This is a genomic window from Hyphobacterium vulgare (genome assembly GCF_042643335.1).
GTDB lineage: Bacteria > Pseudomonadota > Alphaproteobacteria > Caulobacterales > Maricaulaceae > Hyphobacterium > Hyphobacterium vulgare.
Genome location: NZ_JBHRSV010000002.1, coordinates 108,715 through 130,394, shown reverse-complemented (window position 1 = coordinate 130,394; position 21,680 = coordinate 108,715). Strand labels below are relative to the sequence as shown.

Below are 21,680 nucleotides of genomic sequence, written 5' to 3'. Positions count from 1 at the left end.
CGGGAGGCGGCGGGGGCTCGTCTGCGAACCCCCGCCATTCCGGCAATTACGGCGTGCGGACCGCGACACTGGTCGCGCCGCGGGACGCGCCGCCCTCGTTGAAGCGAACAAAGACGCGGTTGAACGCCGGCAGGAATTCGATCGGCTCGCCCAGCCCGCGAACGAACACACCGAATGTCGCAGTGTCATTGGTGTTCAGGGTAAGCGTCTGCGATGCAGCCCGCGGGGTGATGCAGGCACCCGTGCCCGGATCGGTGCGGCAGATCTCCAGCGCCTGGACACCGAGAATATTGCGGCCACCGAGATCGGGCATCGCGGTGATGCTGGCACTGGCGCCGACATTCGTGACGGCCACGGAGAAGACGCCCGTGCGGTTGCCGGTAACGGGTACGACCACAGTGCCGGAGCTGCCGACCGTGGCCGCCAGGGCGATCACGTCAGCCGGAGCCGCGACGCTGGACGTGAAGGTCAGCGTGTTGAGGCCCAGCGTGAATTCCGCCGAGCGGCGGTTGGTACAGAAAGCCTCGATGAAGAGGTTGCGCTCGTCATTCGCGGACGGATCGGTCAGGCCGGTATTGTCGTCGAAGGTCGCCGCACTGGTGACCGAGAAGACGAAGGTCTGAGACCCGCCAGCTGCGAGATCGACCGGGGTATTGGCCGTGCCCGTGACGGCGTTCGTGGCCGGATTGGTCGTCTGATACGAGAATTGCGCCGGAGTTGCTCCGCCGAGACGGAGGCCGCAACCGGTCGCTGTCGAGCCCGACGATGCCGGATTGATGATGGTGGCGAAGGCTGTCGCCGTCACACCATTCTGGACCGACCGGGTAATCGGCAGGACCGAGGACACGACGCGCGGTGCTTCGGCGGAAAACAGGACGACGTCCTTGCTTTCCTCGCGGGCAGCGCGGGCGTTGTCGGCCGGATCGTTGGTCAGCACGCCGCTGACCTCACCCGGGGCTGCGATACCGCAGGCCTGGCCGTTCGGGCAAAGGGTGAGCGACGGGTTGGAGAACCAGGTCGCTTCCATCTCGTTGCCGATCGTGCGCGGCGCGCCGCCGGGACAGGCGCCGCCATTGGTCGGGTAGGCCATGATGGTGATGAAGTCGCAATCCTGGCGATGGCCGTGGGCGAAGGTGCGCACCCCGGTGCCGACACCGCCGGCGTCCTCGACATTGTGAGCCATGCCGAGATTGTGGCCGACTTCGTGGGCGTAGGTGATGTCTGAGCAGAATCCGCCGCCGGCACCATACCAGTCGCCGGTCACCGAATAGGCCTGGTTGGCCCAGCTCGCATTGATGTCACCGTTCGAGGCCGGCGCGCCGAGAATGTTGGCGATGCCGCAGCCGCCATGGCCGTCCTGGGTCAGCTGGATGATACCGATGAGGTCTGCACCATGCGAGGTGCGGTAGGCCCGCAGCGCGCTGAGGTCCTGGGTGATGGTGGGGGCCTCGTCGCCCGTCAGACCCGAGAGGTTGGCCAGGTTCTGGGCCTGGTCGGCATCGTCCTCGGTCAAGGTCACCGGGCCGGTATAGACCAGGCGAGCGCGCATGCCGGTGTCGCTGTCGACCAGGGCGGTATCGAGCACCGCGACGAGGTGCTGCACCCGCGCGCCGGACGTCATGCCCCATTGGGTTTCAAAACTCTGCGAGTAGAAGACGGCGACGTCGACGATGCCGTTCGACCCGACCGGGACATCTTCACCCACGACCGGCTCCTCGCCGGATTCGGCCATGGCGGCCGCGATGGCTTCAGGCGTGATGCGGATCGTGTCGTTGACGCGGTAGCGCTGCTCGAGGCCGGCCGGCATCTGCATGATGCGATGACCATTGCCTTCGGGAATGACGTACCACAGGCCTTCCGGCGTCGAGATTCGGCCGAAGACCGTTCCGTTCATCTCGGTGATGATGACCCGGTTCAGCAGGCCCTGGCCTTCGATGCGGCCCACCCAGCTGCGGGCGCCGAGCGCCTGGCTCTGGATGCGGTCGAGCTCAACCTCGTAACCGGCCCCGAAATTCATCGTGACGGTTTCGCCCGGTTGCATCTGCATGACGCTGGTGTCGAGGCGCGCGAACTCGAATGTCGTCGCGCCATCGTCCGATGCGACTGCGCGGACGGTCGAGAACATGTCGTCGGCCTGTGCCAGGCCGGCGAAGGATACGCTCGCAAACAGTGCGGCAACTAGAGATTTCATCTGAACCGTGCTCCCCCTTGGTGAGGGGAAAACTATTCGGAAATCCGAGTCTTGGACAGAGGAATCTATTCCGGTTCCGTTCGCACCGCGACGCTCGTCGAACCGACGATGCGGCCGGTCGAAGCGCCGGCCGCCTGGAACAGGATGCGGTTGGCGGCCGGTTGATTTGCGATGCTGCCGGTGGCCGTGACGAAGACCGAAAAGGTCGCGGTTTCGTTCGCGCCCAGCGTCAGGGGAAGTTCAGACAGGCGCGGCGTGAGGCATTGCGCGGTTGCCGGGTCGGTGCGGCAAATGTGGATCTGTCCCACTCCTTGAGCGCCTGTTGCCGCCCGGGCTGTGAACAGGATGTCACCTGGCGCGCCGGCATTGGTGACCGCGACAGCGAACGCTCCGGTGGCTCCCGGAGCAGAGATTGAGAGACGACCGGGGGAGCCGCTGGTGGCCGCCACGGAGATGATGTCGGGCCCAACCGACGGCAAGGCAGTGAACAGGAGCGTGTTCAGCCCCGGGATCACGGTCTGGGTGATCCGGTTGGCGCATTGCGCGTCGATCCGGATTTCGGCCTGGTTGGTCAGGGAGGTGCGGGAGATCGCAATGACGTAGCTCTGGCTGGCTCCGGCCGGAATATCGACCGGCGTGTCGGGCGTACCGGTAATGGCATTGGTCGCCGGATCTGTGGTCTGGTAGCTGAAGCTGCCGCCTGAATTGCCAGCGTGGACGCGCAGTCCGCAGGCGGTCGCGGTGCTTCCCGTCGAAGCCGGATTGACGATGGTGACGAAGGCGGTTGCCGCCACGCCGGTCCCGACCGCGCGGCTGGACGGCAGCACCGCCGTCACGACCGCCGGCGCGGGCGGGTCGCGGTATTCACGCACGCGCCAGCCTTCGGTACGAATCGAGCGGGCATTGTCGGCCGGTGTCGTGTTGTCGTCCGCGCCAGCCATTGCCGGCCGATCCGCCGCGATGCCGCAAGCTTCACCCCTGCAGATCAGGCGGTCCGGGTTCGAAAAGGCCGCAATCCAGGTCTCGAACTGGCCGCCATTGGGGCAGCTCACCCCGGATCGTGACGAGTGATAGCCCATGATCGTGCGGAAGCTGCAGTCAACACGGTGACCGTAGGAGTATGTGAACAGGCCGAACTGACCGCCGGCATTCTCGACATTGTGATGCGAGCCGAGATTGTGTCCGATCTCGTGCGCGAAAGTCAGGTCGCCGCAGCTCGCTCCGGTCCCGTTGGCGTCGGGTCCGTCGCCGGTGACCGCGACACCGAGCACATGGTCGCTCGCGGGATCGATCGATCCGACCGCGCCGGCACCGGGCAGATAGGCGACGCCGCAATAGGTCTGTTCGTGGCGCCAGTAGCGGCGCAGCATGATGACGATGTCGGCGGCCTTGCCGTTGCGCATGGCGTAGAGGTGGGACAGGTCGCCGTCATTGTTGCACTGCAATCCGGCCGTCGCTTCGCAGGTGCCGAACACGTCGGCCGATGTGCCGGGATGGCCGAAGCTGGCCCCGGCGACGAGGTCGTCGATGGTTTCGAGTGTCGAGGTCTGCTCAATCCAGGGCACGCCGAGCGGCTGGGCGTGGACCATGCGGACGCGCAATCCCGTGTCGCTGTCGATCAGGGCCTGGTCGAGGACATTGATCAGGTGCTGGGCGCGCGTGACGACGCCGAGTCCGTAGAAACTTTCCATCCCCTCGGTGTAGACGACGGCGATATCGACCGTGCCGTTGGAGCCGACAGGCACGGCGGATGCTTCAGCGGGACGATCCGGGGACGGCGCGCGCCGTGCTTGCGGGAAGCCGCGCAGCACATCGTTCAGCGGCGCGTCGTCGGCCAGCACGGCGCGCTGAGCCACCGAGGTCCCGCCCGCCTCGACCGGGGCGATCTGCCAGTCGCCTTCCGGAGTCGAGATCCAGCCGAAAACGGCGCCGTGTCCGGACGTGACGATGGCGCGATGGAAGGCCCCTGCCTCGCCGACCCGGGCCACCCAGACTTCGGTACCGGAGGGCTGAAGCTCGGACCGCAACACGGTCAGCGGCCAGCGCCCTCCCTCGGGCGAGACGAATTCGGTCACGGCGCCGGGCCGCAGTGCGAGACTGTCGTCAGGCAGGCCGGGGGCGGTGATCGTGTCCGGGCTGGCGGCGAGGAGGGCAGTCAGGAAGATCAGCATGAGGTATCCCGTCAGCGTATTGCGGCACGCTAACCCTCAAGCGCCACCAATGTCTCATGGCTTGCCGTTTCTCACGGACAAGTGACGCGCCGCATTTGCTGGACGGCGACACCGGTTTGCGTAACATGGGCGACGACCGCCCGATGATTGCGGTCCATTGATCGACCATTCGGGGGGTTCCATGTTCCGTTTCCTGTTCGCCGCGCTTGCCGCGCTTTTCGCGTTCGCGTCCGTGGCGCTCGCCGCGCCCGTGACACTCGATGATCGTGCGGAGGCTCAACTTGATGCCGGCGAGCGCGCCCGTGTCATCGTCTGGCTGGCAGCGCCAAGCGCCTCTGACGCTGCGGAGGCCGGCATCGAATCGGACGCGGCGTCCGCCACGATCAGCGCGGTCAGCAATGCCGTGATGATGCGGGTGTTCGGTGTTCCGGCGGCACGCATGGCAGAGGCGGCTCCGGGTTCGGACCAGCCGCGCATCGCCCGCGAATTCCGGTACACCCCCGTTCTGGCGATGGAGCTGAACCGGGACGAGATCGCCCGGCTTTCACAAGACGAAGGCGTTCGCCGGATCGAAGCCGACGAACTGTCCCGTCCCTACCTGAATGTGAGCGTGCCCCTGATCGGCGCGACCGCGTTGCACAATGGCGGCAATACCGGGGCCGGCGTGGCCGTGGCGATCCTCGATACCGGCGTCGATCACGAACACCCGATGTTTGCAGGCCGCATTACGGCTTCGGCCTGCTTCTCGACGACAGCCAGCGGCTCGACGAGCCTTTGCCCTGCGGGCGCGCCGACCGACACGACCACGCCGGGTGCCGGCGATGACTGTGCCTTTACGGGCGACACGGAAACGCCGATTGCCGGGTGCGGACACGGCACCCACGTTGCGGGCATTGCCGCGGGCGCCAGCTTCGTCGACCCGGGTACGGGCGATACGCTGATTGGTGTCGCGCCGGGTGCCAACATCATCGCGGTGCAGGTGTTTTCGCGCTTCACCAACTCGGGAGATTGCGGGTCATCCGTTCCGTGCGCACTCAGCTATTCCACCGACCAGCTGGCCGCGCTCGAATGGCTCTATACGAACCGGACGACGTTCGCGCTGGCGTCGATCAACATGAGTCTGGGCGGAGGAACCTTCACCGCATTCTGCAACACGGACTCGCGCTTTGCCGTGATAAACAACCTGCGCACCGCCGGTGTCGCGACAGCGATCGCTTCGGGCAATAACGGCTTCAGTAACGCGATCGGTGCTCCGGGCTGTGTCGAACCCGCGATCACGGTCGGGGCAACCAACGACAGCGATGTTCTCGCCAGCTTCTCGAATTCAGCCACCATGGTCGATGTGCTGGCTCCGGGCGTGTCGATCAATGCGGCCGCGCCGACCATCGACGACACGCTGCCCGGCCGGGCCCGGTCCATCAGCGGCACGTCGATGGCGACGCCGCATGTGGCCGGCGCCATCGCGCTGCTGCGTGCCAGCCGGCCCACGGCCAGCATGGATGCGATCGAGAATGCGCTCGAAGCGACCGGTATTCCGGTGACCAATGGCAACAACAACATCACCTCGCCGCGCATTCGCGTCGACCTTGCCGATGCGCAGCTGGCCGCGAACAGTGGCGGCACGGTTGCCGGTGTGATGACGGTGAGCCCGCTGATCGCGTTCAGCGCATCGGGCAGTGGCAGCGACGGTTCGAACTATGGCAGCCGCGAATACACGCTGACGAATACGAGCGGATCCTCGATCACCTGGCAGGCGGTGGGCAGTGCCGACTGGATCGTTCTCGAGATTGTTGCTGGAGGCGGCGGGGCCGACGGTCCGGGCGGTTCAGCATCCGACACCGAATCCGGTTCCCTCGCGGCGGGCAACAGCGTGATCGTTCGCGCCAGCGTGAATCCGGCCGGTCTGTCGGGCGGCAGCTATCTCGGAACGATCACCTTTGCCGCCAACGGCGCGTCGCCGGGCCTGCAGGTGGCGGCATCGCTCGCGGTCAGCATAGCTCCGCCGGTGAACGACAATTTCGCGAATGCGCTGGTCCTGACCCAACCGAGTCAGGTCGTGGCGTTCAACAACAGTGCGGCGACCAAGGAAAGCGGTGAGCCCAACCACGTCAGTGGTGGCGGCGCTTCGGTGTGGTGGAGCTGGACGGCTCCCGTATCGGGTCAGGTGCGTGCCGAAACCCAGAGCGCCGGCTTCGACACGATGATGGGTGTCTATACGGGTTCGGCGGTGAATGCTCTGAGCGTCGTCGGACAGAATGACGACATCGCCTTTCCGTCCAACACGCAAAGCCGGGTCGACTTTACGGCCACCGCAGGCACGACCTACCGGATTGCGGTCGATGGCTATAACGGCGCGTCCGGCAACGCCAATCTGTCGGTCGGCATGCTGGCGGCTCCGGCCAATGACAATCTGGCGAGCGCGGAGACGCTTGCCGGTGCCAATGGCTCGGTTTCCGCTTCCAACGTCAATGCAACACTCGAGACGGGCGAGTCGCAGCACGGCGGTACTGCGGGCGGCGCGTCGGTCTGGTTTGCATGGCAGGCCCCGGCCAGCGGGCCTGTGGCGTTCACCGCGACCGGCGGTTCGGCGGCACTTCTGGCGTCCTATAGTGCGAACAGCCATGGCGGCACGGCGATTTCGCAATCGGCCTCCGGGTCGATCGACTTCACCGCCGCGTCCGGCACGACCTATTACATCGCCCTCGACGGTACAGGCGGGGCGCAGGGCCTGTTCAGCCTGACCTGGGCGCAGGGCCCCGATCCGGCCCATCGCCTGCGGGCCGCGGTCCTGCCGAATGCGCGATCGGTGACGGTCGGCAACACCGCGACCGCCTTTGCGACCGTCATCAATCCCGCCAGCTTCGGTGCCGGTGGCACGAATTGCCGCATCGAGGCACCGGCCAGTTTCAACGGTGCTTTCACCTTCCGGCGGACCGATCCGGGCACGAATGCACCGGTCGGAAACAATGGAGACACGGTCAGTCTCGCGTCCGGGGGCAGCCAGACCTATGTGCTGTCGATGACGCCCGGCGCGGCGATGAATGGTGCCGTGCTGGCTCCGGTCTTCCTGTGCGACGATATCCGCCCGACCGATCCGATCCCGGGCGTCACCACCGTCACGCTGACCGCCTCTGCGGTCCAGACCGCGGACATCGTCTCGATCGCCGCCACGCCGACGGCGAACGGCATTCTCGATGTTCCGCTCAATGGCGCGCGGGCCTTTTCCGTGGCGGCGGTGAATATCGGGGCGGCCCAAACCGTCACGATCACGCCGGGTACGGGCGGGGTTTCCCTGCCACTGACGATCGACATGTGCGAGACCAATCCGGCGACCGGGGCCTGCCTGACCGGACGGACGCCGACGGTGGCGGTCAATTTCGCGGCCAACGAAACGCGCACCTTCTCCATCTTCGTGCGGTCGACCGGTGCGGTTGCCTTCACCCCGTCAACCAACCGGGTATTCGTGACTTTCACCAACGCGACCCCGGCGACGGTCGGGGCGACCGGCGTCGCGGTGCGGACGCAGTAATAGGGGAGTTATTCCTCGGGTTCGCCGACCGGGAGCGCCCAGCGTTCCCGGTCGCGCGAAATCTCCACGCCATCGGGGCGGATCGCGTCGATCCGCCAGCCGTCGACCGTGTCACCGGTATAAACGCGGCGGGTCTCGCCCGTCTGCCGGACGGTTGCAGCACTGCGGCCGTTCGGGCCGGTGACGACGCTGACGACAATCAGGTCGGGCGGACCGTCATTCGTGACAGGCGTCTGCACCGGGGTCTGAACCGGTTGTTCGATCACCTCGGCAGGCCGGCGCCGGTCGGCGCGGAAGAGGGGCCGGCTCTCGATCGCCTGAAACGACGATAGCGGCGGCAGGAAGGGGCCTTCCTCGTGCGCGATGGGCGGCGTGCGGACCACACCCGGCTGTACCGGCAACCCGCCGGGCGCGACCGCGCGCACCGTGTTGCCCGGGCCACCCAGCTGCGTCGCCGCGTAGACGCCGCCGAGTATGACCGCGACGCCCAGCAGGATGAGGAGACGCCGGTTCATTCCGCCGCTCCCGGCGACAGGCGCGCCTCGATGCTGGCCGTCAAACGCAATTGCCCCTCCGTGCGAGCCGGGCGAAGACCGGCCTCGGTGACGATCAGCGCCGGCGTGGTGGATTCCACAGCGTGCAGGAAGGCGGAGATCTCGCCGATACTGCCGCTGACCTCGACCTCGGACAGCATGCGCAAGGCATCGTCCGGATTGGCGGGTTCGGTATCGAAGCGGCTCAACGTGACGCCGTTCTGGCGCGCCATTTCGTTGAGCCGGGTCTGCAGGTCGGCGCGGGCCTGGGCGCGGCTCGCCGCGGTCAGCAGATAGCGCTGCGGGTCGGCCGCCGGCGGCAGTTCGGCATCGCGTTCGGCCACGGCGATCCGGTCCTGCGTCGAGACCCAGCCGCTGACCGACCAGGCGGTCAGGGCGATGACGGCGATGACCAGCACGAGCAGGCTGGCCAGGCTGAGCGCGCGGCGGCTGTCCTCGGTCATTCTCCCGCCTCCGGCTGAACCGCGACATGGCGCATCGACAGGTCGAAGCGTTCGCGGCCGGTTGCCTCGTCTCGGACCGTGGCGCTTGGAAAGGTGATGTTGGAAAACTCGGGCGCGCTGTCGAGTGCGCTGATCGTGGCGGCCGCATCCCAGGCCAGGCCGGACACGCGCAATTCGCCGCGGTCGAAGCTGATATCCGTCACATAGGCACCATCCGGCAGGCGGCGCGACAGATCGTTCAGCGCCACCGTCAGCGGGTCGGCGGCGAGCTTGGCACGCGCCTGACGGATCGCGGCCTGAAGCGAGGCTTCGATCTCGGCCGGGGTTTCCACAGCGGCGAGGCGCGGCGCGAGCCGGAAACGGGTGTCGAGCAACATGCCCGCGGACACAAGGAACAGGACCGCGGCGACGCCCGTGACCCAACGGAAGGCCGAGTGTCCGGCGGAAGGCGCGCGGCGGCCTTCGCGCAGATCGCAGACCGGGGCGGCGTCGATATCGGCGCGGGCGAGATCGCAGGCGAAGGCCTTCAGCCCGAGCGCGTCGGCGCGCGCCAGCGCCGTGTCGAGATCGGAGCGCCGCACCAGGGCGAGCGAGACGTCGATCCAGCCATCGGCTTCGCGCAGCGTGTCGCGTTCCAGCGCATGGGCGGTCTCCGCCGCGCCGAGCGGCGACAAGCGGGGCAGGGCAAGGCGGGCGGCGTCGTCGAGATGGGCGCGTGCGGCCGAGGGGAATCGGGCATTGCGGCGGAAGCCGAGCGAGGAGGCAAAACGCAGGACGAGCGGGCCGGACCGATTCAGCGCGGCGATTCCGGCACCGGCCTCGGTCGGCGACATGCCGGACGGGATGATGGTCTCGCCGCCGCGCCCGTCGCGGTAGCGCATCCGGCCCGGTTCAACGAGCAGGACGCGCCAGCGGCGCGCGAACAGCCCGCCGGCAAGCGGCAGGCGGGAGGCCGCGTCATCGACGTCGGCGGTCCACTGGCGCAAGGCGAGGCGCGCCTGTTCCGCGAAACCGCTCATCCGTTCTCACGCTCTCCAATCACCGCTTCGAGTGTATCCGCATCAAGGGGCGAGCGTCGAAGCAGCAAGAAGGGTGCCCCCTCGGCCGGCGCGGCAATCACGACCTCGCGGCGCATGTCGGCGCCCCCCGGTGTGTGCGCCTCCACGAAAATCGCATATCGCGCGCCCGGATCGCGGTCAAACTCCGTCCCCTCGGCCAGTTCGGCGGCCGGGGCTCGCGCCCGGCGTTCGCGCAGGATGCGGCCGCGGTCGCTGGCCGACATGTCGAGCGCGCCGAGCAGGACCGGAGGGGCGAAGACCGGTGCGACTTCCTCGGCGCCGTGAATGGTGAGGTAGGGCGCGGCCGCGTCATAGATTTCGGCGGTCACGCCCAGAACCGAGCGGAATTCCTCGCGGGCCAGAAAGTCCCGGTTGCCGGGCGGCGGCAGACCGTCGCGGCGATAGTCCAGCGCCTCGGCGCCGGGCTGGCTGCGGTCATTGTCTTCATCGCGCCAGTCGACCATGGCCCCGGCGATCGCCTCGGCGTCGCGGCGCGAGACGTCGAGTTCCTGCAGCAAACGCACGAGAGCTTCGGCGCTTCCGCGATTGATGTCGAACCGGCCTTTCTCGGAGACCGGCCACAGCGTCACCTCGATGCCATCGATCTCGAAGCTGAAGTCGCGGCCATCGGCGGCCCACCGGGCCTCCTCGTCCGCGGAGGTCAGGCCGGCGGCGGCACGGTTGACCGCCGCGTCGATCGCCGCGGACAGGCGCAGCTGGTCGAGTTCGGCCCTTGCCCCCGCCGTCGACACGCGCGCGGACAGGGCCGACATGCCCGCCGTCACGGACAGCGCACCGAGAAAGGCGACGACGATCAGAAGCGAAATCCCGCGCCGGCTCATTGCGTGACCTCGCCGTCCGCCCGTTGTTCGGCCTCTGTTTCCTCCGGCAAGGCGGGCAGGGCGACGATGAAGGGCGGCTGGCCGCTCGTCTCGCCGAATTCCATCCGTACACGGATGGGAAGATCCTGCTGGTCGCGCCAGTCGGTCTGCCAGCGCCCGGCCTCGCTTGCGTAGGACAGCGTGACCGGCTCGGCCAGGGTCATCAGCGTCCAGCTTTGCGCCTCGCCCCCGTCACCGAAGGCAGCGAGGTCTGGCAGGGCGCGGCGGGACAGGGTCAGCGCGACGGCGGGCTCGGTCTCGTCACCCGCAGGTTCGACGACGAGCCGGTATTCGTAGAGACCCGGCCTTGCCGGATAACCGGGATCGGCGGCGAGAAAGACGAGGCTGGAGGCGCTGCCCTGGAACAGGACGGGGGCCGCATCTTCGGATTGCGGAGCGGCGGGCCGATCAGAGTCGATCTCGGCATTGGCCATCGGTTGCGCTTGCTGACGCGGAATGCGGCGGTTCGCGGTGTCCTGCTGCGTCGTGGTCGGGGCGGTCGCCGGCACCGCGGTCTCCAGACGCGAACGCAGCGCCGCCAAGGCGGCGGTAACGCCTTCCCGGTCCTGCCGGACCGCCTCGATGCGGCGTTCGAAGGCGAGGGATTGCTGCACTCCGGTCGTGACGATGCCGATCGCCAGCGCCGCCAGCACCAGCGCGATCAGCAGCTCGGCGAGGGTGTAGCCGGCGCGGTTCATGGCGTCTCGCGCGGCGGGCTGGCGCGTTCGGTGACGACGCGGATCTGCCGGCCCGAGGGGGCTGTAATCGTCACGGTGAGGGTTTCCAGTGCCGCACCGCCCGGCGAGGGGGAAGAGGCGATCACCCAGGCATAGCCGCGGCTGTCGCCGTCCGGATCGGCTTCGGGGTCAGCCAGGAGGCTTTCGGCCAGCCGCGCGGCATAGACCGTTTCGGTCGCGGCGCGCTCGGCATTCGCGGTGGTGGCGTAGAGCTGATAGAGGCTGGCGAATCCCGCCGCGGCGATGGCCAGGGCGACGATCGACTCGATCAGGGTGAAGCCCTGTTTCGGTCCGGGCCTATTCATCGCCGGACTCCGATGCACGGGCGGTGACCCGTCCGGTGATCCATTCCACGCTCGCGATGCGTTCGCGTTCGCCGTAGACGATGGCAATGTCGCCGCCGGTCGATGTGCCGTCGGGGAAGAAGCGGATGCCGGCGAGCGGCGGGTCGAGCTCGGCTTCCGCCACGGTGGCGCGCAGGACCGGGTCGCCGGGCAGGTCATAGACCGGCCCGCCCGGTTCGATGCGAAGGACGCCGTCATCGAGATGGACGGTCATCAGAACGTCGCGCCCGGTCAGGCGGGCGCTGGCGCGCGCGGCGCGTGCGGCGGTGTCGAAACTGCGCACGGCGCGATCGAGCCTGGCCGCGTCGGAGGTGAAGAAGAGGCGCGGCGCGACCAGCGCCAGCGTCAGGCCGATGATGACGAGAACGACGAGAAGTTCGGCGAGCGTGTAGCCGTCGCGCCTACTGGACCGTGCGGACGATGTCTGCATCCTGGCCTTCCCCGCCTTCCTGCTTGTCGCGTCCGAGCGAGCGGATAACGACCTGACCGGGTCCGACGACTTCATAGATGAAGGCTTCGCCCCAGGGATCGGTCGGGACGCCGTTCCGGGCGTCGAGATAGGGACCATTCCAGCCGGCCGCGCCGGCGGGCTGCGAGACCAGCGCCGACAGGCCCTGTGAGGCATCGGGGAACTGGCCGACATTGAGCCTGTAATAGGACAGGGCGGTGGCGAAATTCTCGACCTGGGTCTGGGCGGTCTGGTGACGCGCCGAGCCAAGCTGGTTGAGCACGATCGGTGTGGCGATGGCGGCGAGCAGGCCGAGAATGACCATGACGACAAGGAGTTCGGCGAGCGTGTAGCCGGCCCTGCGGCTGCGGTCTGTGGTCTGGTCCATCTGCAACTCCCCTGACGCCAGCTAGAAATTCAGCGTGTTGATGCTCATCAGTGCCGACAGAATCGACAGGATGACGCCGCCAATGACAAGGCCCGCAATCATGATGACCGCCGGTTCGACGATCCGGCTGATCGCCTTGGCATTCCGCTCGAAGCGCGCCTCGTAGAAATCCGCCAGCCGTTCGGCCGCCGAGCCGAGATCGCCGGTCTCCTCGCCCACGGACAGAAGTTCGGCGGCGAGCGGCGGCAGCACGTCGCTGGCCTCGACCTGATCGGAGAAGCCGCGCCCGGTCCGGACCTGGGTCAGCGCCTCTGTCAGGCGGGCCACGGCCCACTGATTGCCCGCCGCCCGCGCCGCGAGGCGCAGCGCCGGAGCGGCCGACAGACCGTTCTTGAGTAGGAGACCCAGCACACGGCAGAAGCGCGCCGCGATCACGGTTTTGGTCGCTCCGCCGATCAGGGGCGCGCGCAGCATCCAGCGGTCCATCCGCTCGTGCAGGGCGGGTTGGCGCGCGGCGAGGGCGATCGCGAAGCCCAGCGCCACAAGGCCCGCCAGCAGCCACAGCCCCCAGGTCTTCAGCCAGTGCGAGACGCCGAAGACGAAGGCGGCCTGCGGCGGGATCTGTGCGCCGATCTGGGCGAAGGTGTTCTCGAATTGCGGGACGAGGAAGATCAGGATCAGCGTGACCGCACCGATCGCGGCGACCAGCAGGAAGGCGGGATAGATCAGGGCCCCCTGGATGCCGGCCTCAACCTGTTCGCGGCGTTCGCGTGTATCGGCGAGTTCACCGAGTGCCTTGCCGAGCGCGCCGCCCGCTTCACCGGCCTCGGCGATTTCCGGGAAGGGGGCGGGGAAGGTGCCGGGCCGCGCGGCGAACGCTTCGGAAAGCGCCGCGCCGCCGCGCACATCGGTCAGCAGGGCTTCGGCGACGGTCTTGAGATCGTCGTCGGTGGCGTGCCTGGCGAGCGCGGCCAAGGCCGGTTCGACGCTGAGGCCCGCCGCGGTGAGCACGGAAAGTTCGCGGGCGACCCGGGTGGCGAGCTTGCGCTTCTTCGCGCTCGAACGCGGGGCGGCTTCGGGCTTTGCAGCGGAGACAGAGAGCGGCGTCAGACCGCGCGCCATCGCGGCGGCGGCCGCCGCATCGCCTGAAGCGGCCTCGATGCGGGCGGTCTCGATCCCGCCGCCGGGCTTGGCCACGCGGACGGCGAAGACGGCCATGGCCTAGACGCCTCCCAGGACGCGGCGGACTTCAGACGGGCTGGTCAGTCCGGCCTCGATCTTGTCGCGGGCGTCGTCGAGGATGGAGGGGGATCCGGTCTTGCGCGCCTTCTTCTCGATCTCGTGTGAAGAGACGCCGTCGCGCAGCGCCTCGGAAATCGCGCTGTCGATCTCGATGAATTCGAACACGCCGGAGCGGCCGCGATAGCCGGTGTTGTCGCAGGCCGCGCACCCGGTCGCCTCGAAGGCTTGGCTCAGGCCTTCCGGAGGCTCGACCGGCGTCTTGCATTCCGGGCAAAGCATCCGGACGAGGCGCTGGGCGATGGCGAGCCGAAGGGTGGAGCGCAGCAGGGCCGGGTCGACCCCCATATCGATCAGGCGCGGCGCGGCCCCGGCGGCGGTGTTGGTGTGGACGGTGGCCAGAACGAGGTGGCCGGTGAGGGCGGCATTGACGGCGATTTCGGCGGTCTCGCCATCGCGCAACTCACCGACCACGATGATGTCGGGGTCATGGCGCAGCACCGAGCGCAGCACGGCGGCAAAGGTCAGGCCGATGGCGGGGTTCACCGCGATCTGGTTGACGCCCTCGATCTGGTATTCGACCGGGTCCTCGATCGAGATCAGCTTGCGGCCCGGCGCGTTGAGCTTCGACAATGCGCCGGCGAGCGTCGTCGTCTTGCCCGAGCCGGTCGGGCCGGTGACGAGGACGAGACCATAGGGCGCTTCGAGATGGTGCAGCAGCAGGTCGCGGTCGGTATCGGAAAGGCCGACGCTTTCGAGCGAAACCGTCGTGTCGCGGTCTTCCAGAAGACGGATGGTGATGCTTTCGCCATGCGCGGTCGGGGCCGTGGCGACACGCAGGTCGAGCGCGCGTCCGGCAACGGCGATGCGGGCGCGGCCATCCTGCGGGCGGCGGCGTTCGGCGATGTCGAGCCCGGCGAGAATCTTCACCCGGCTGGCGACGAGACGTGACAGGGCGGCAGGCGGCGAGGGGCGTTCCTGCAGCACGCCATCGATCCGGAAGCGCAGGCGCAGCCGGTCGCGGAAGGGTTCGATATGGATGTCCGAGGCGCGCGATTTCAGGGCCTCGGCGAGGATCGAGTTCACCAGGCGGACGACCGGCGCCTCGCTGGCGAGATCCTTCAGGCTTTCGGCGTCGTGTTCGCCAGCCTCGCCGCTGAGTGCATCGGCGAGGCGGTTGTCGCCTTCGCCATACCAGCGGGCGATGGCGGCCTCGATGTCGGCGAAGGTGGCGATCGCAATTTCCACCTCGGCACCGGAGGCCAGGCGCACGCCGTCGGGACCGGCGCTGTCGGTCGGGTCGGCGACGGCAAGCCGGATGGCATTGTCACTGCGGCCGACCGGGATGACCCAGGATTCACGCAGGAAGTCGGGCGCGACACCGATTCCGTCAGGCGGGGCGTCGGGGAAGTCCGCCGCGCCGATCCGGGGCAGGCCGTGAGCGGTAGCCAGCGCGTCGGCGATGGCCGGATCGGAGGCGGTGCCGAGACGGCGCAGGGCGCGGGTCAGCGGCTCGCCGGTCTCCTGGGCCAGACGGCGGGCGCGCGCGGCATCCGCGGGAGACAATCCCGCGACCCGGTCGAGCCATTCCATTCCGGCGTTTCCGTCCATGCCGATCAGATCACCCGGTTCTTCGCGATCGCCCGCAGATGGTCGACGATCATCTCGGTATCATAGCGGCTGACCGAGGAAATGACGTCACTCCATTCATACAGACGCGGCATGCCGATCGGATTCGCGGTCAGCACTTCGCGCTTCATGTAGGGAAAACCGTCCACGATCAGCCGGTCCCAGAAGAAGTGGCAGGGGTTCATCGGCGCGCCGTGATCGGCGAGGTGGCACATGAATTTCAGGAGGTTGCGGTGTTCCTCGGCGAGACTTTCCTCGTTCGCGAGGTCGTATTCGCGGACCTCTTCGCAGAATTCGGACACGAGCGGACGATAGGGCCAGACGGCCTTGCATTTCAGGCCCGCCCTGGTCAGGCGGCCGGTCAGGCCGATTTCCAGCCTGTTGATGATCCAGGATTTGGAATTGACGTGCTTCCAGTCGTCCCAGAGTTCGCGAACCTTCCCGTTCTGCAACGCGGCGCGGTGGAAGAGCAGGAAATAGCTCTGCAGATGCCAGCGCGTGTCCCAGCTCTCCGTCAGGCCCCAGACATCAGCCTCTGACGGCTTCATCTTCTTCAGGATCGGGCCGAGCTTCTGGAAGGGGCCGTAGGTCGAGTCGTTGATGAAGATCAGGCTGTCGAGCGCATCATAGTCCGGGACGAGTTTCAGCCCGTCGCGATAGGCGCCGAAGTCATAGCCGCGATTGGTTCGCCAGGCGAAGAGCGCGCAATGGGGCAGGGCCTTGGCGACTTCGTGTTCCGGGCATTTCGGACTGTTGGAGACGACGATGACGGAGCGCCCGGCTTCGGCCAACCCCTTGATATGGGCGAGCAGGAAGTCATGGACGCGACCGTTCGCGTCCCAGGTCACGAGGACAGCAACATCCTTCGCGCCAGCGAGCGTCTGACCGCCGTCCCAGGTCTGCTTCACCATCGAGCGGTTGCCGAATACGGATGCGATGGCGACTGAAATCGCCTGCGGGACATGGTCCTTGCGCTGGCGCGCTCCGAAGAACGCCCAGTAAAGCGGTTTCAGCGGGTTCAAGAATTTCGGCAGCGCCACGCCCATCCCCTCATTCGTGTCCGGCGGGACAAGTTCTAGCCCTGAAGCTCTGCAAGACGCGAGCCTATCGCGCGGTCGAAAGCGCCGGTTTCGCTCGATTTCGCCGCCTCAATGGCGGATTTTGCCATCGCCAGCCCCTCCGCCTCCCCAGCCGCCTTGTGCGCCAGCGCCTTGTGGAAAAGGGCGGTAAGACGCTCCTCGCCGTGGCTGCGCTGCTCGGAACGGTCGAACCAGACCGCCGCCTCGGAGGGTTTGCCGTCATGGTTCAGGCAATAGATGCCCATCGCGAATGCGACCGAGGCGCTGAGCGCTTCGGCATCTTCCGGCCAGGTTCTGATTTCGTTGGCCGGCGCGCGCGCGGCCTCCGCATCGGCGGCCTGCATGGCATCGATCAGGGCCCGGCAGGGCCTGGCCGATGATCGGGCGGGCCTCGAAGCCGGTATTTCCAGACCACGGAGCCGGTCCGCGAAGACCTCGTATTCGCGCGCATCAGTCATGGCATCGCGGGCGATGGTGAACCAGCGCCGGGCGGCTGTTTCGTCCTCTTCGGCGAGCGACCATTGCGCCAGTCCGGCCGCGGCATAACCCGCGGCTGCGGACACCGGCGCATCATACGCGATCTTCGCTTCAATCCGGTCCTGGACGATCAGGCGGATGCCATCAACCAGATCGACGCGGCCGGTCAGCGCGCCTTCGGCATAGACCTGGAACAGGGTCGCTTCCCACAAATCCTGCGGCAGGAGACGGAGCTGGCCGAGCAGGGCGAGCAGGTCGCCGGATGCCGCCATCGGGTCTGTCTTTGACGTCAGCGCTGCTATGTGCAGGCGGGCGCGGTAGGCGGCATCCTCGGTCTCGCGGCAGGCGGCGAACATGGATTCAAAGACGGCCTGTCCGGAGTGCGCGGCGCGGATGCAGGCCCGGTAAAGCTCCATCGCCTCGCCGGTGCGGCCCTGATGCTCGCGCAGCCGCGCGGCATAGAACAGGGCGATGGCGAGGTTGAACGGATAGTTGGCCGCGTAGTCCCGGATGGCGCGGCCGGCCTTGGTTTCCGGCTCGGTATAGGCCGGGCGGATCTGGCCGGGACGTCCCATGTCGAAGCCGAAATCGGCCTGCCAGCGGCGGGTCAGCGTGCGCAGCGCGTCGTTCGCTTCGTCCCAGCTGCCGGAGTGGACGCACTCCTTGAGATGGCGGACGGCAAAACCCGCGAAGAGCGCGGGGTCCGGTGCCAGCGAGTCGCGGCGCTGTTTCAGATAGGCGCGATAGCTGGAGCGCTCCGGGCGCGCGGTGAAGTCGACCCCGACCGGGCGGCGCGAGGCGACGGCGTACAAGGTCGAGTCTCCGGTCTTCACATGCACATGGGGGAAGCCGGCGCGATTGAGGGCGCGGATCAAGCCGTCGGCCGTGAAGATGACAAGGTGGTGGCCGGCCACGATGATCGGGCGGAGCGCATCGAGAGACGCATCGCGGGTCACCGCCGCCGCATCGGGCGTCGTCACGACCAGCGCGCCATCGGGTGCAACTGCCGAGGCGAGCGCCGCGAGGAAGGGATCGGGATCGTTGACGTGCTCGATCACTTCCGATGACAGGACCCGGTCGAACGGGCCGTCGGGCAGCGGATTGTCCGCGCTCAGATATTCGGGGATGTGGTCGTGCCCCAGATCGCGTGCACCGACCCCGGCGATGAAGGATGGATCGATGTTTCGGGCGCGCCAGCCGAGGGCCCGCGCCGCGAAGTCGACCGAGAAACCATAGCCGCCGCCCACTTCAAGATAGGAGGTGACCTTTTCCGGCTCAGCCCAGGCCAGGGGCGCGATCATCGCGTCAAGCCCGGCGCCGACTTCGAGGTAGAATTTGCGCGCGATGTCCGCGTCCTTGCGGCTCTCGTATTCGAAGGGCCGCGCATCCGGATAGTGCAATGTTCCGCATACAGAGCATTCGAACAGGGCGTAGCGCTTCCTCGGCTCGAAAGGCGGCGAAGCATCGAGCTGCTTTTCCATCAGGCCATGCGTGTGGCAGGCCGGACAGGTCAGCTCCCGGTAGCCATTGGCGCGCCAGACGACCCAGGGCTCGAGCGAGACCTTCCGCTTCTGCTTCATTGCGGCCTTGCGGCGCGGTCGTATGGTCAGCGAGGACACCTGCATAAGTCTGTTCTGCCTTGCGATCAGCCTGCCGCCAAGGGCGAACGCGCGAGAAGGAAGGCGAGGAAGACACCGGCCGCGAGCCCCGGTCCGAAGGGCAGGGCGAGATCGCGGGTCAGTTTCGTACCGAACACCGAGGCGATCGCGACGCCGAACAGGGTCAGGCCCGCGCCGATCGCGACGATCCAGGGCAGGGCCACCAGCCCGCACCAGGCGCCGCCCGCGGCAAGGAGTTTCGCATCGCCCATGCCGAGCCCTTCGCGTCCGCGCAGGAGGCGGTAGAGCAAGGCGATGCCGGCAAGAATGACATAGCCCGCAAGCGCGCCCGCGGCGGCCCAGACGAGCTCGTCGATCCCGCCAAGGCCGTAGCTGACCGCGAGGCCGGCCGGGATGAGGCCGAGCGTGACCGCGTCCGGCAGCAGGAAGGTCCGGAAATCGACAAGCGAGGCAAAGAGCAACGTCCAGCCGAGCCCGGCGGCGACCAGTGTCGTCCAGTCGTCGGTGGCGATGACCGCAGCCAGTGCGACGAGGACGGCCACGGCTTCCCCGGCCGGGTGAAGCGGCCAGATCCGCGTCTCGCAGGTGCGGCATTTGCCGCGCTGCAGAAGATAGCTGAGTACCGGCACGAGGTCGCGAACCCCGAGGGTCCGGCCGCATCCTTCGCAGGACGAGCGCGCCACGCCCACCCGGCTCCAGTCCGGCCAGGCCCGGGCCGTCGCGGTGACGAAGCTGCCGATGAAGGGCGAGGCCGCGAGCAGGAAGATATCGAGAAAGGCGGTACTCACTCGGTGTCCGGCTGAAGCAGCTCCATCCGGCGCCGGATCTCGTCGGTCACGGCGGCGGCCTCGTCATCATTGGTGACGACGCGCGGCGTGATGAAGACGAGCAGTTCGGTCCGGTTCGTGGTGATCTCGGTCGAGGACAGCAGATCGCCCAGATAGGGGATGCTGGCCACGCCGGGAATGCCGCGCCGGCCGGAATTGCGGCTTTCGTCGATCAGGCCGCCGAGAATGATGGTCTGACCCGAGCGCACGGAAACGGTGGAGGAAATCCTCCGGGTGGAAATGGTCGGGGTCAGATCGCCGGTCGAGGCGGTGGTCGAGACGTCGGAGACTTCCTGGTCGATTTCGAGTGTCACCAGGCCGGTCGAGCTGACGCGCGGCGTGACGGTCAGGATCACGCCGGTGTCGCGGAACTCGATATTGTTCACCACCGGCGAGTCCGGATTGACCACCGAATTCGACGTGCGGGTGACGATCGGAACCTCGTCGCCGACCTGGAATTCGGCGGTGCGGTTGTCGAGCACCATCACAGACGGCGAGGAGACGACCGTCAGGTCGGTCACGTTCGACAGCATGTCGAGGGCAAAGCGGGCATTGTCGCCGCTTTCGAGAAGGAAGTTGAACCCCGGAAAGGTGCCGTTGGCATCGAAGCCATCGAGACCGAAGCCGCCGCGTCCGGAATCGGCGACGCCGTCGAGACCGGCCGTCTCGAAAAAGAATTGCACGCCGTAGCGCAGCGTGTCGTTGAGCCGGACCTCGGCGATCACGGCGTCGATCAGAACCTGGGCCGGGGCGCGGTCGATGGATTCCAGAGCGCGCTGGACCAGCGCCTGGCCGCCCGGATCGGCGAGCACGAGGATAGCGTTGTTGATCGGATCGGCGATCACACGGATCGCGCCGGAGGGACGGGTCGCGCCGGCCGACGCGCCTCCGCCGGTTTCTGCTGAAGCCGATGCCAGGTCGGGCGAAACACCGGACGCGCCGCCCGCGCCGTCAGAGAAGAGCTGGTTCAGCAGTTCGGCGGTGGCTTCCGCCTCGCCGTTTTCGAGGAAGAAGGTGCGCAGCGTTGCGCCGCCCGGACCGCCGGTGTCGAGCCGGGTGACCCATTCGCGGACATTCTCCAGCAGGCCGGGGCCGGCGGCGATGATCAGCAGAGCGTTCAGGCGTTCGATCGCCTGCACACGCAGGGCGCCGGCGCTGGCCCCTTCGGCCTGGGCGAGGAAAACGGAATTGATCTCGGTGACCATGTCGGTCGCGGTGGCGTTGAGGAGCGGCATCAGCGCGACGCTCATGCCGGACATCCAGTCGACATCGAAGGCGGCCGCGGCCTCGACCGCGTTGCGGCGCTCCGGCGCGGTGCCGACAATGATCAAAAGGTTGCGGGCCGGATCGGCGCGCAGCGAACCGGGCCGGGTCACCACCGATTCCAGCAACTGACGCATGTTGGCGGCGGAGATGTATTGCAGCGGAATGACCGATACGCCCCAGCCGGGCTGGCTGGAAGCGGCGATGCGCGCGAGGCCGGACGTCATCGCCTCGCCGGCCGGCATGATGCGGTAGATGCCGTCGGACTGGACGAGGGTGGCGTTGTTCACGGCCAGGGCGGCCTCGAACAACGCAAGCAGGGATTCGCGCGACAGCGGGCGGGGCGTGGTCGCCGTCACCCGTCCCTGCACGCGGGGGTCGATGATGAAGGGCTCGTCGAGCAGGTCGCCGAACAGAGTCTGCGCCGCCTCGTCGATTCGGGCGTCGGCGAAATTCACCGTGTAGGCACCACTTTCGAGTTGGTCGCCGCGCGAACGCGGCGGAGCCACCCGCTGGCTGTTTCCGTACTGGACGAAGCCCTCCACATTGCCGGCTTGGGCCTCGGCGATGGTCTCGCCGTATGTGCTTGGCGCCGGCGGCACCGTGAGGACCTGGCGCGAGGTCGGGATGCGCGAGATCGGGTCGATCGTCACGTCGCGCGGACCGTCCGTCGCACAGGCGGCGGTGATGAGCGCCAGGCAAATTGCTGCCAGCCGCGCAGAATGGAGACCACTCCGACCCATAGGAAACCCCGTCCGATCAACCGTCGGTCTGCACTTTAAGCAGAAAGCGTTCGCAGTCCC

Annotated in this window: 17 protein-coding genes; 1 reads left to right on the top strand and 16 read right to left on the bottom strand. The window is 67.6% G+C overall.

From position 1 onward, the window contains the following. Nucleotides 1–46: 46 nt before the first annotated feature. Nucleotides 47–2,191 carry a reprolysin-like metallopeptidase gene (locus tag ACFOOR_RS04620; protein ID WP_343164991.1) on the bottom strand — a complete coding sequence of 715 codons (2,145 nt, stop codon included), beginning with the start codon at nucleotides 2,189–2,191 and terminating at the stop codon, nucleotides 47–49. A gap of 65 nt (nucleotides 2,192–2,256) precedes the next feature. Further along, nucleotides 2,257–4,362, bottom strand: coding sequence for a reprolysin-like metallopeptidase (locus tag ACFOOR_RS04615; RefSeq protein ID WP_343164992.1), 2,106 nt, complete (start codon nucleotides 4,360–4,362; stop codon nucleotides 2,257–2,259). Nucleotides 4,363–4,543: 181 nt separating this feature from the next. On the opposite strand from ACFOOR_RS04615, the gene ACFOOR_RS04610 reads away from it, so the two are divergent. Further along, nucleotides 4,544–7,891: a S8 family serine peptidase gene (locus ACFOOR_RS04610; protein WP_343164993.1), complete on the top strand. Its 3,348-nt coding sequence runs from the start codon at nucleotides 4,544–4,546 to the stop codon at nucleotides 7,889–7,891. Between the two features lie 8 nt (nucleotides 7,892–7,899). Here the strand turns inward: ACFOOR_RS04610 and ACFOOR_RS04605 are convergent, their stop codons facing one another. The 14 genes from ACFOOR_RS04605 to gspD all read right to left on the bottom strand — a co-directional run bounded on the left by ACFOOR_RS04605 (nucleotide 7,900) and on the right by gspD (nucleotide 21,620). Beyond that, nucleotides 7,900–8,406: a hypothetical protein gene (locus ACFOOR_RS04605; RefSeq protein WP_343164994.1), complete on the bottom strand. Its 507-nt coding sequence runs from the start codon at nucleotides 8,404–8,406 to the stop codon at nucleotides 7,900–7,902. After that, nucleotides 8,403–8,888 (bottom strand): GspMb/PilO family protein, encoded by a 486-nt coding sequence (locus tag ACFOOR_RS04600; RefSeq protein ID WP_343164995.1) that lies wholly within the window; start codon nucleotides 8,886–8,888, stop codon nucleotides 8,403–8,405. Before ACFOOR_RS04600 ends, ACFOOR_RS04605 begins: the two co-directional genes overlap by 4 nt. Next, nucleotides 8,885–9,907, bottom strand: a complete 1,023-nt coding sequence (locus ACFOOR_RS04595; protein WP_343164996.1) for a PilN domain-containing protein — start codon at nucleotides 9,905–9,907, stop codon at nucleotides 8,885–8,887. The genes ACFOOR_RS04600 and ACFOOR_RS04595 overlap by 4 nt, the downstream gene beginning before the upstream one ends. Next, nucleotides 9,904–10,788 (bottom strand): type II secretion system minor pseudopilin, encoded by an 885-nt coding sequence (locus ACFOOR_RS04590; RefSeq protein ID WP_343164997.1) that lies wholly within the window; start codon nucleotides 10,786–10,788, stop codon nucleotides 9,904–9,906. The genes ACFOOR_RS04595 and ACFOOR_RS04590 overlap by 4 nt, the downstream gene beginning before the upstream one ends. Then, nucleotides 10,785–11,525 (bottom strand): prepilin-type N-terminal cleavage/methylation domain-containing protein, encoded by a 741-nt coding sequence (locus tag ACFOOR_RS04585; protein ID WP_343164998.1) that lies wholly within the window; start codon nucleotides 11,523–11,525, stop codon nucleotides 10,785–10,787. Before ACFOOR_RS04585 ends, ACFOOR_RS04590 begins: the two co-directional genes overlap by 4 nt. Then, on the bottom strand, nucleotides 11,522–11,869 hold the full coding sequence (locus tag ACFOOR_RS04580; protein WP_343164999.1) for a prepilin-type N-terminal cleavage/methylation domain-containing protein: 348 nt from the start codon (nucleotides 11,867–11,869) through the stop codon (nucleotides 11,522–11,524). Before ACFOOR_RS04580 ends, ACFOOR_RS04585 begins: the two co-directional genes overlap by 4 nt. Continuing rightward, nucleotides 11,862–12,338 (bottom strand): GspH/FimT family pseudopilin, encoded by a 477-nt coding sequence (locus ACFOOR_RS04575; RefSeq protein WP_343165000.1) that lies wholly within the window; start codon nucleotides 12,336–12,338, stop codon nucleotides 11,862–11,864. The genes ACFOOR_RS04580 and ACFOOR_RS04575 overlap by 8 nt, the downstream gene beginning before the upstream one ends. After that, on the bottom strand, nucleotides 12,310–12,744 hold the full coding sequence (gene gspG / locus ACFOOR_RS04570; protein ID WP_343165001.1) for a type II secretion system major pseudopilin GspG: 435 nt from the start codon (nucleotides 12,742–12,744) through the stop codon (nucleotides 12,310–12,312). The genes ACFOOR_RS04575 and gspG overlap by 29 nt, the downstream gene beginning before the upstream one ends. Nucleotides 12,745–12,765: 21 nt before the next feature. Next, nucleotides 12,766–13,962, bottom strand: coding sequence for a type II secretion system F family protein (locus ACFOOR_RS04565; RefSeq protein ID WP_343165002.1), 1,197 nt, complete (start codon nucleotides 13,960–13,962; stop codon nucleotides 12,766–12,768). A 3-nt stretch (nucleotides 13,963–13,965) separates the two neighbouring features. Continuing rightward, the gene (locus ACFOOR_RS04560) at nucleotides 13,966–15,594 is read right to left on the bottom strand and encodes a GspE/PulE family protein (RefSeq protein WP_343165003.1); all 1,629 of its coding nucleotides are present in this window, start codon (nucleotides 15,592–15,594) and stop codon (nucleotides 13,966–13,968) included. Between the two features lie 5 nt (nucleotides 15,595–15,599). After that, nucleotides 15,600–16,652: a rhamnan synthesis F family protein gene (locus ACFOOR_RS04555; protein WP_343165004.1), complete on the bottom strand. Its 1,053-nt coding sequence runs from the start codon at nucleotides 16,650–16,652 to the stop codon at nucleotides 15,600–15,602. A gap of 35 nt (nucleotides 16,653–16,687) precedes the next feature. Continuing rightward, a complete protein-coding gene (locus tag ACFOOR_RS04550; RefSeq protein WP_343165005.1) occupies nucleotides 16,688–18,748 on the bottom strand; it encodes a class I SAM-dependent methyltransferase in 2,061 nt (686 codons plus the stop codon). A 65-nt stretch (nucleotides 18,749–18,813) separates the two neighbouring features. Further along, complete coding sequence (locus tag ACFOOR_RS04545) at nucleotides 18,814–19,575, bottom strand: prepilin peptidase (protein WP_343165006.1); 762 nt, start codon at nucleotides 19,573–19,575, stop codon at nucleotides 18,814–18,816. Next, nucleotides 19,572–21,620, bottom strand: coding sequence for a type II secretion system secretin GspD (gene gspD / locus ACFOOR_RS04540; protein ID WP_343165007.1), 2,049 nt, complete (start codon nucleotides 21,618–21,620; stop codon nucleotides 19,572–19,574). The genes ACFOOR_RS04545 and gspD overlap by 4 nt, the downstream gene beginning before the upstream one ends. Nucleotides 21,621–21,680 lie beyond the last annotated feature (60 nt).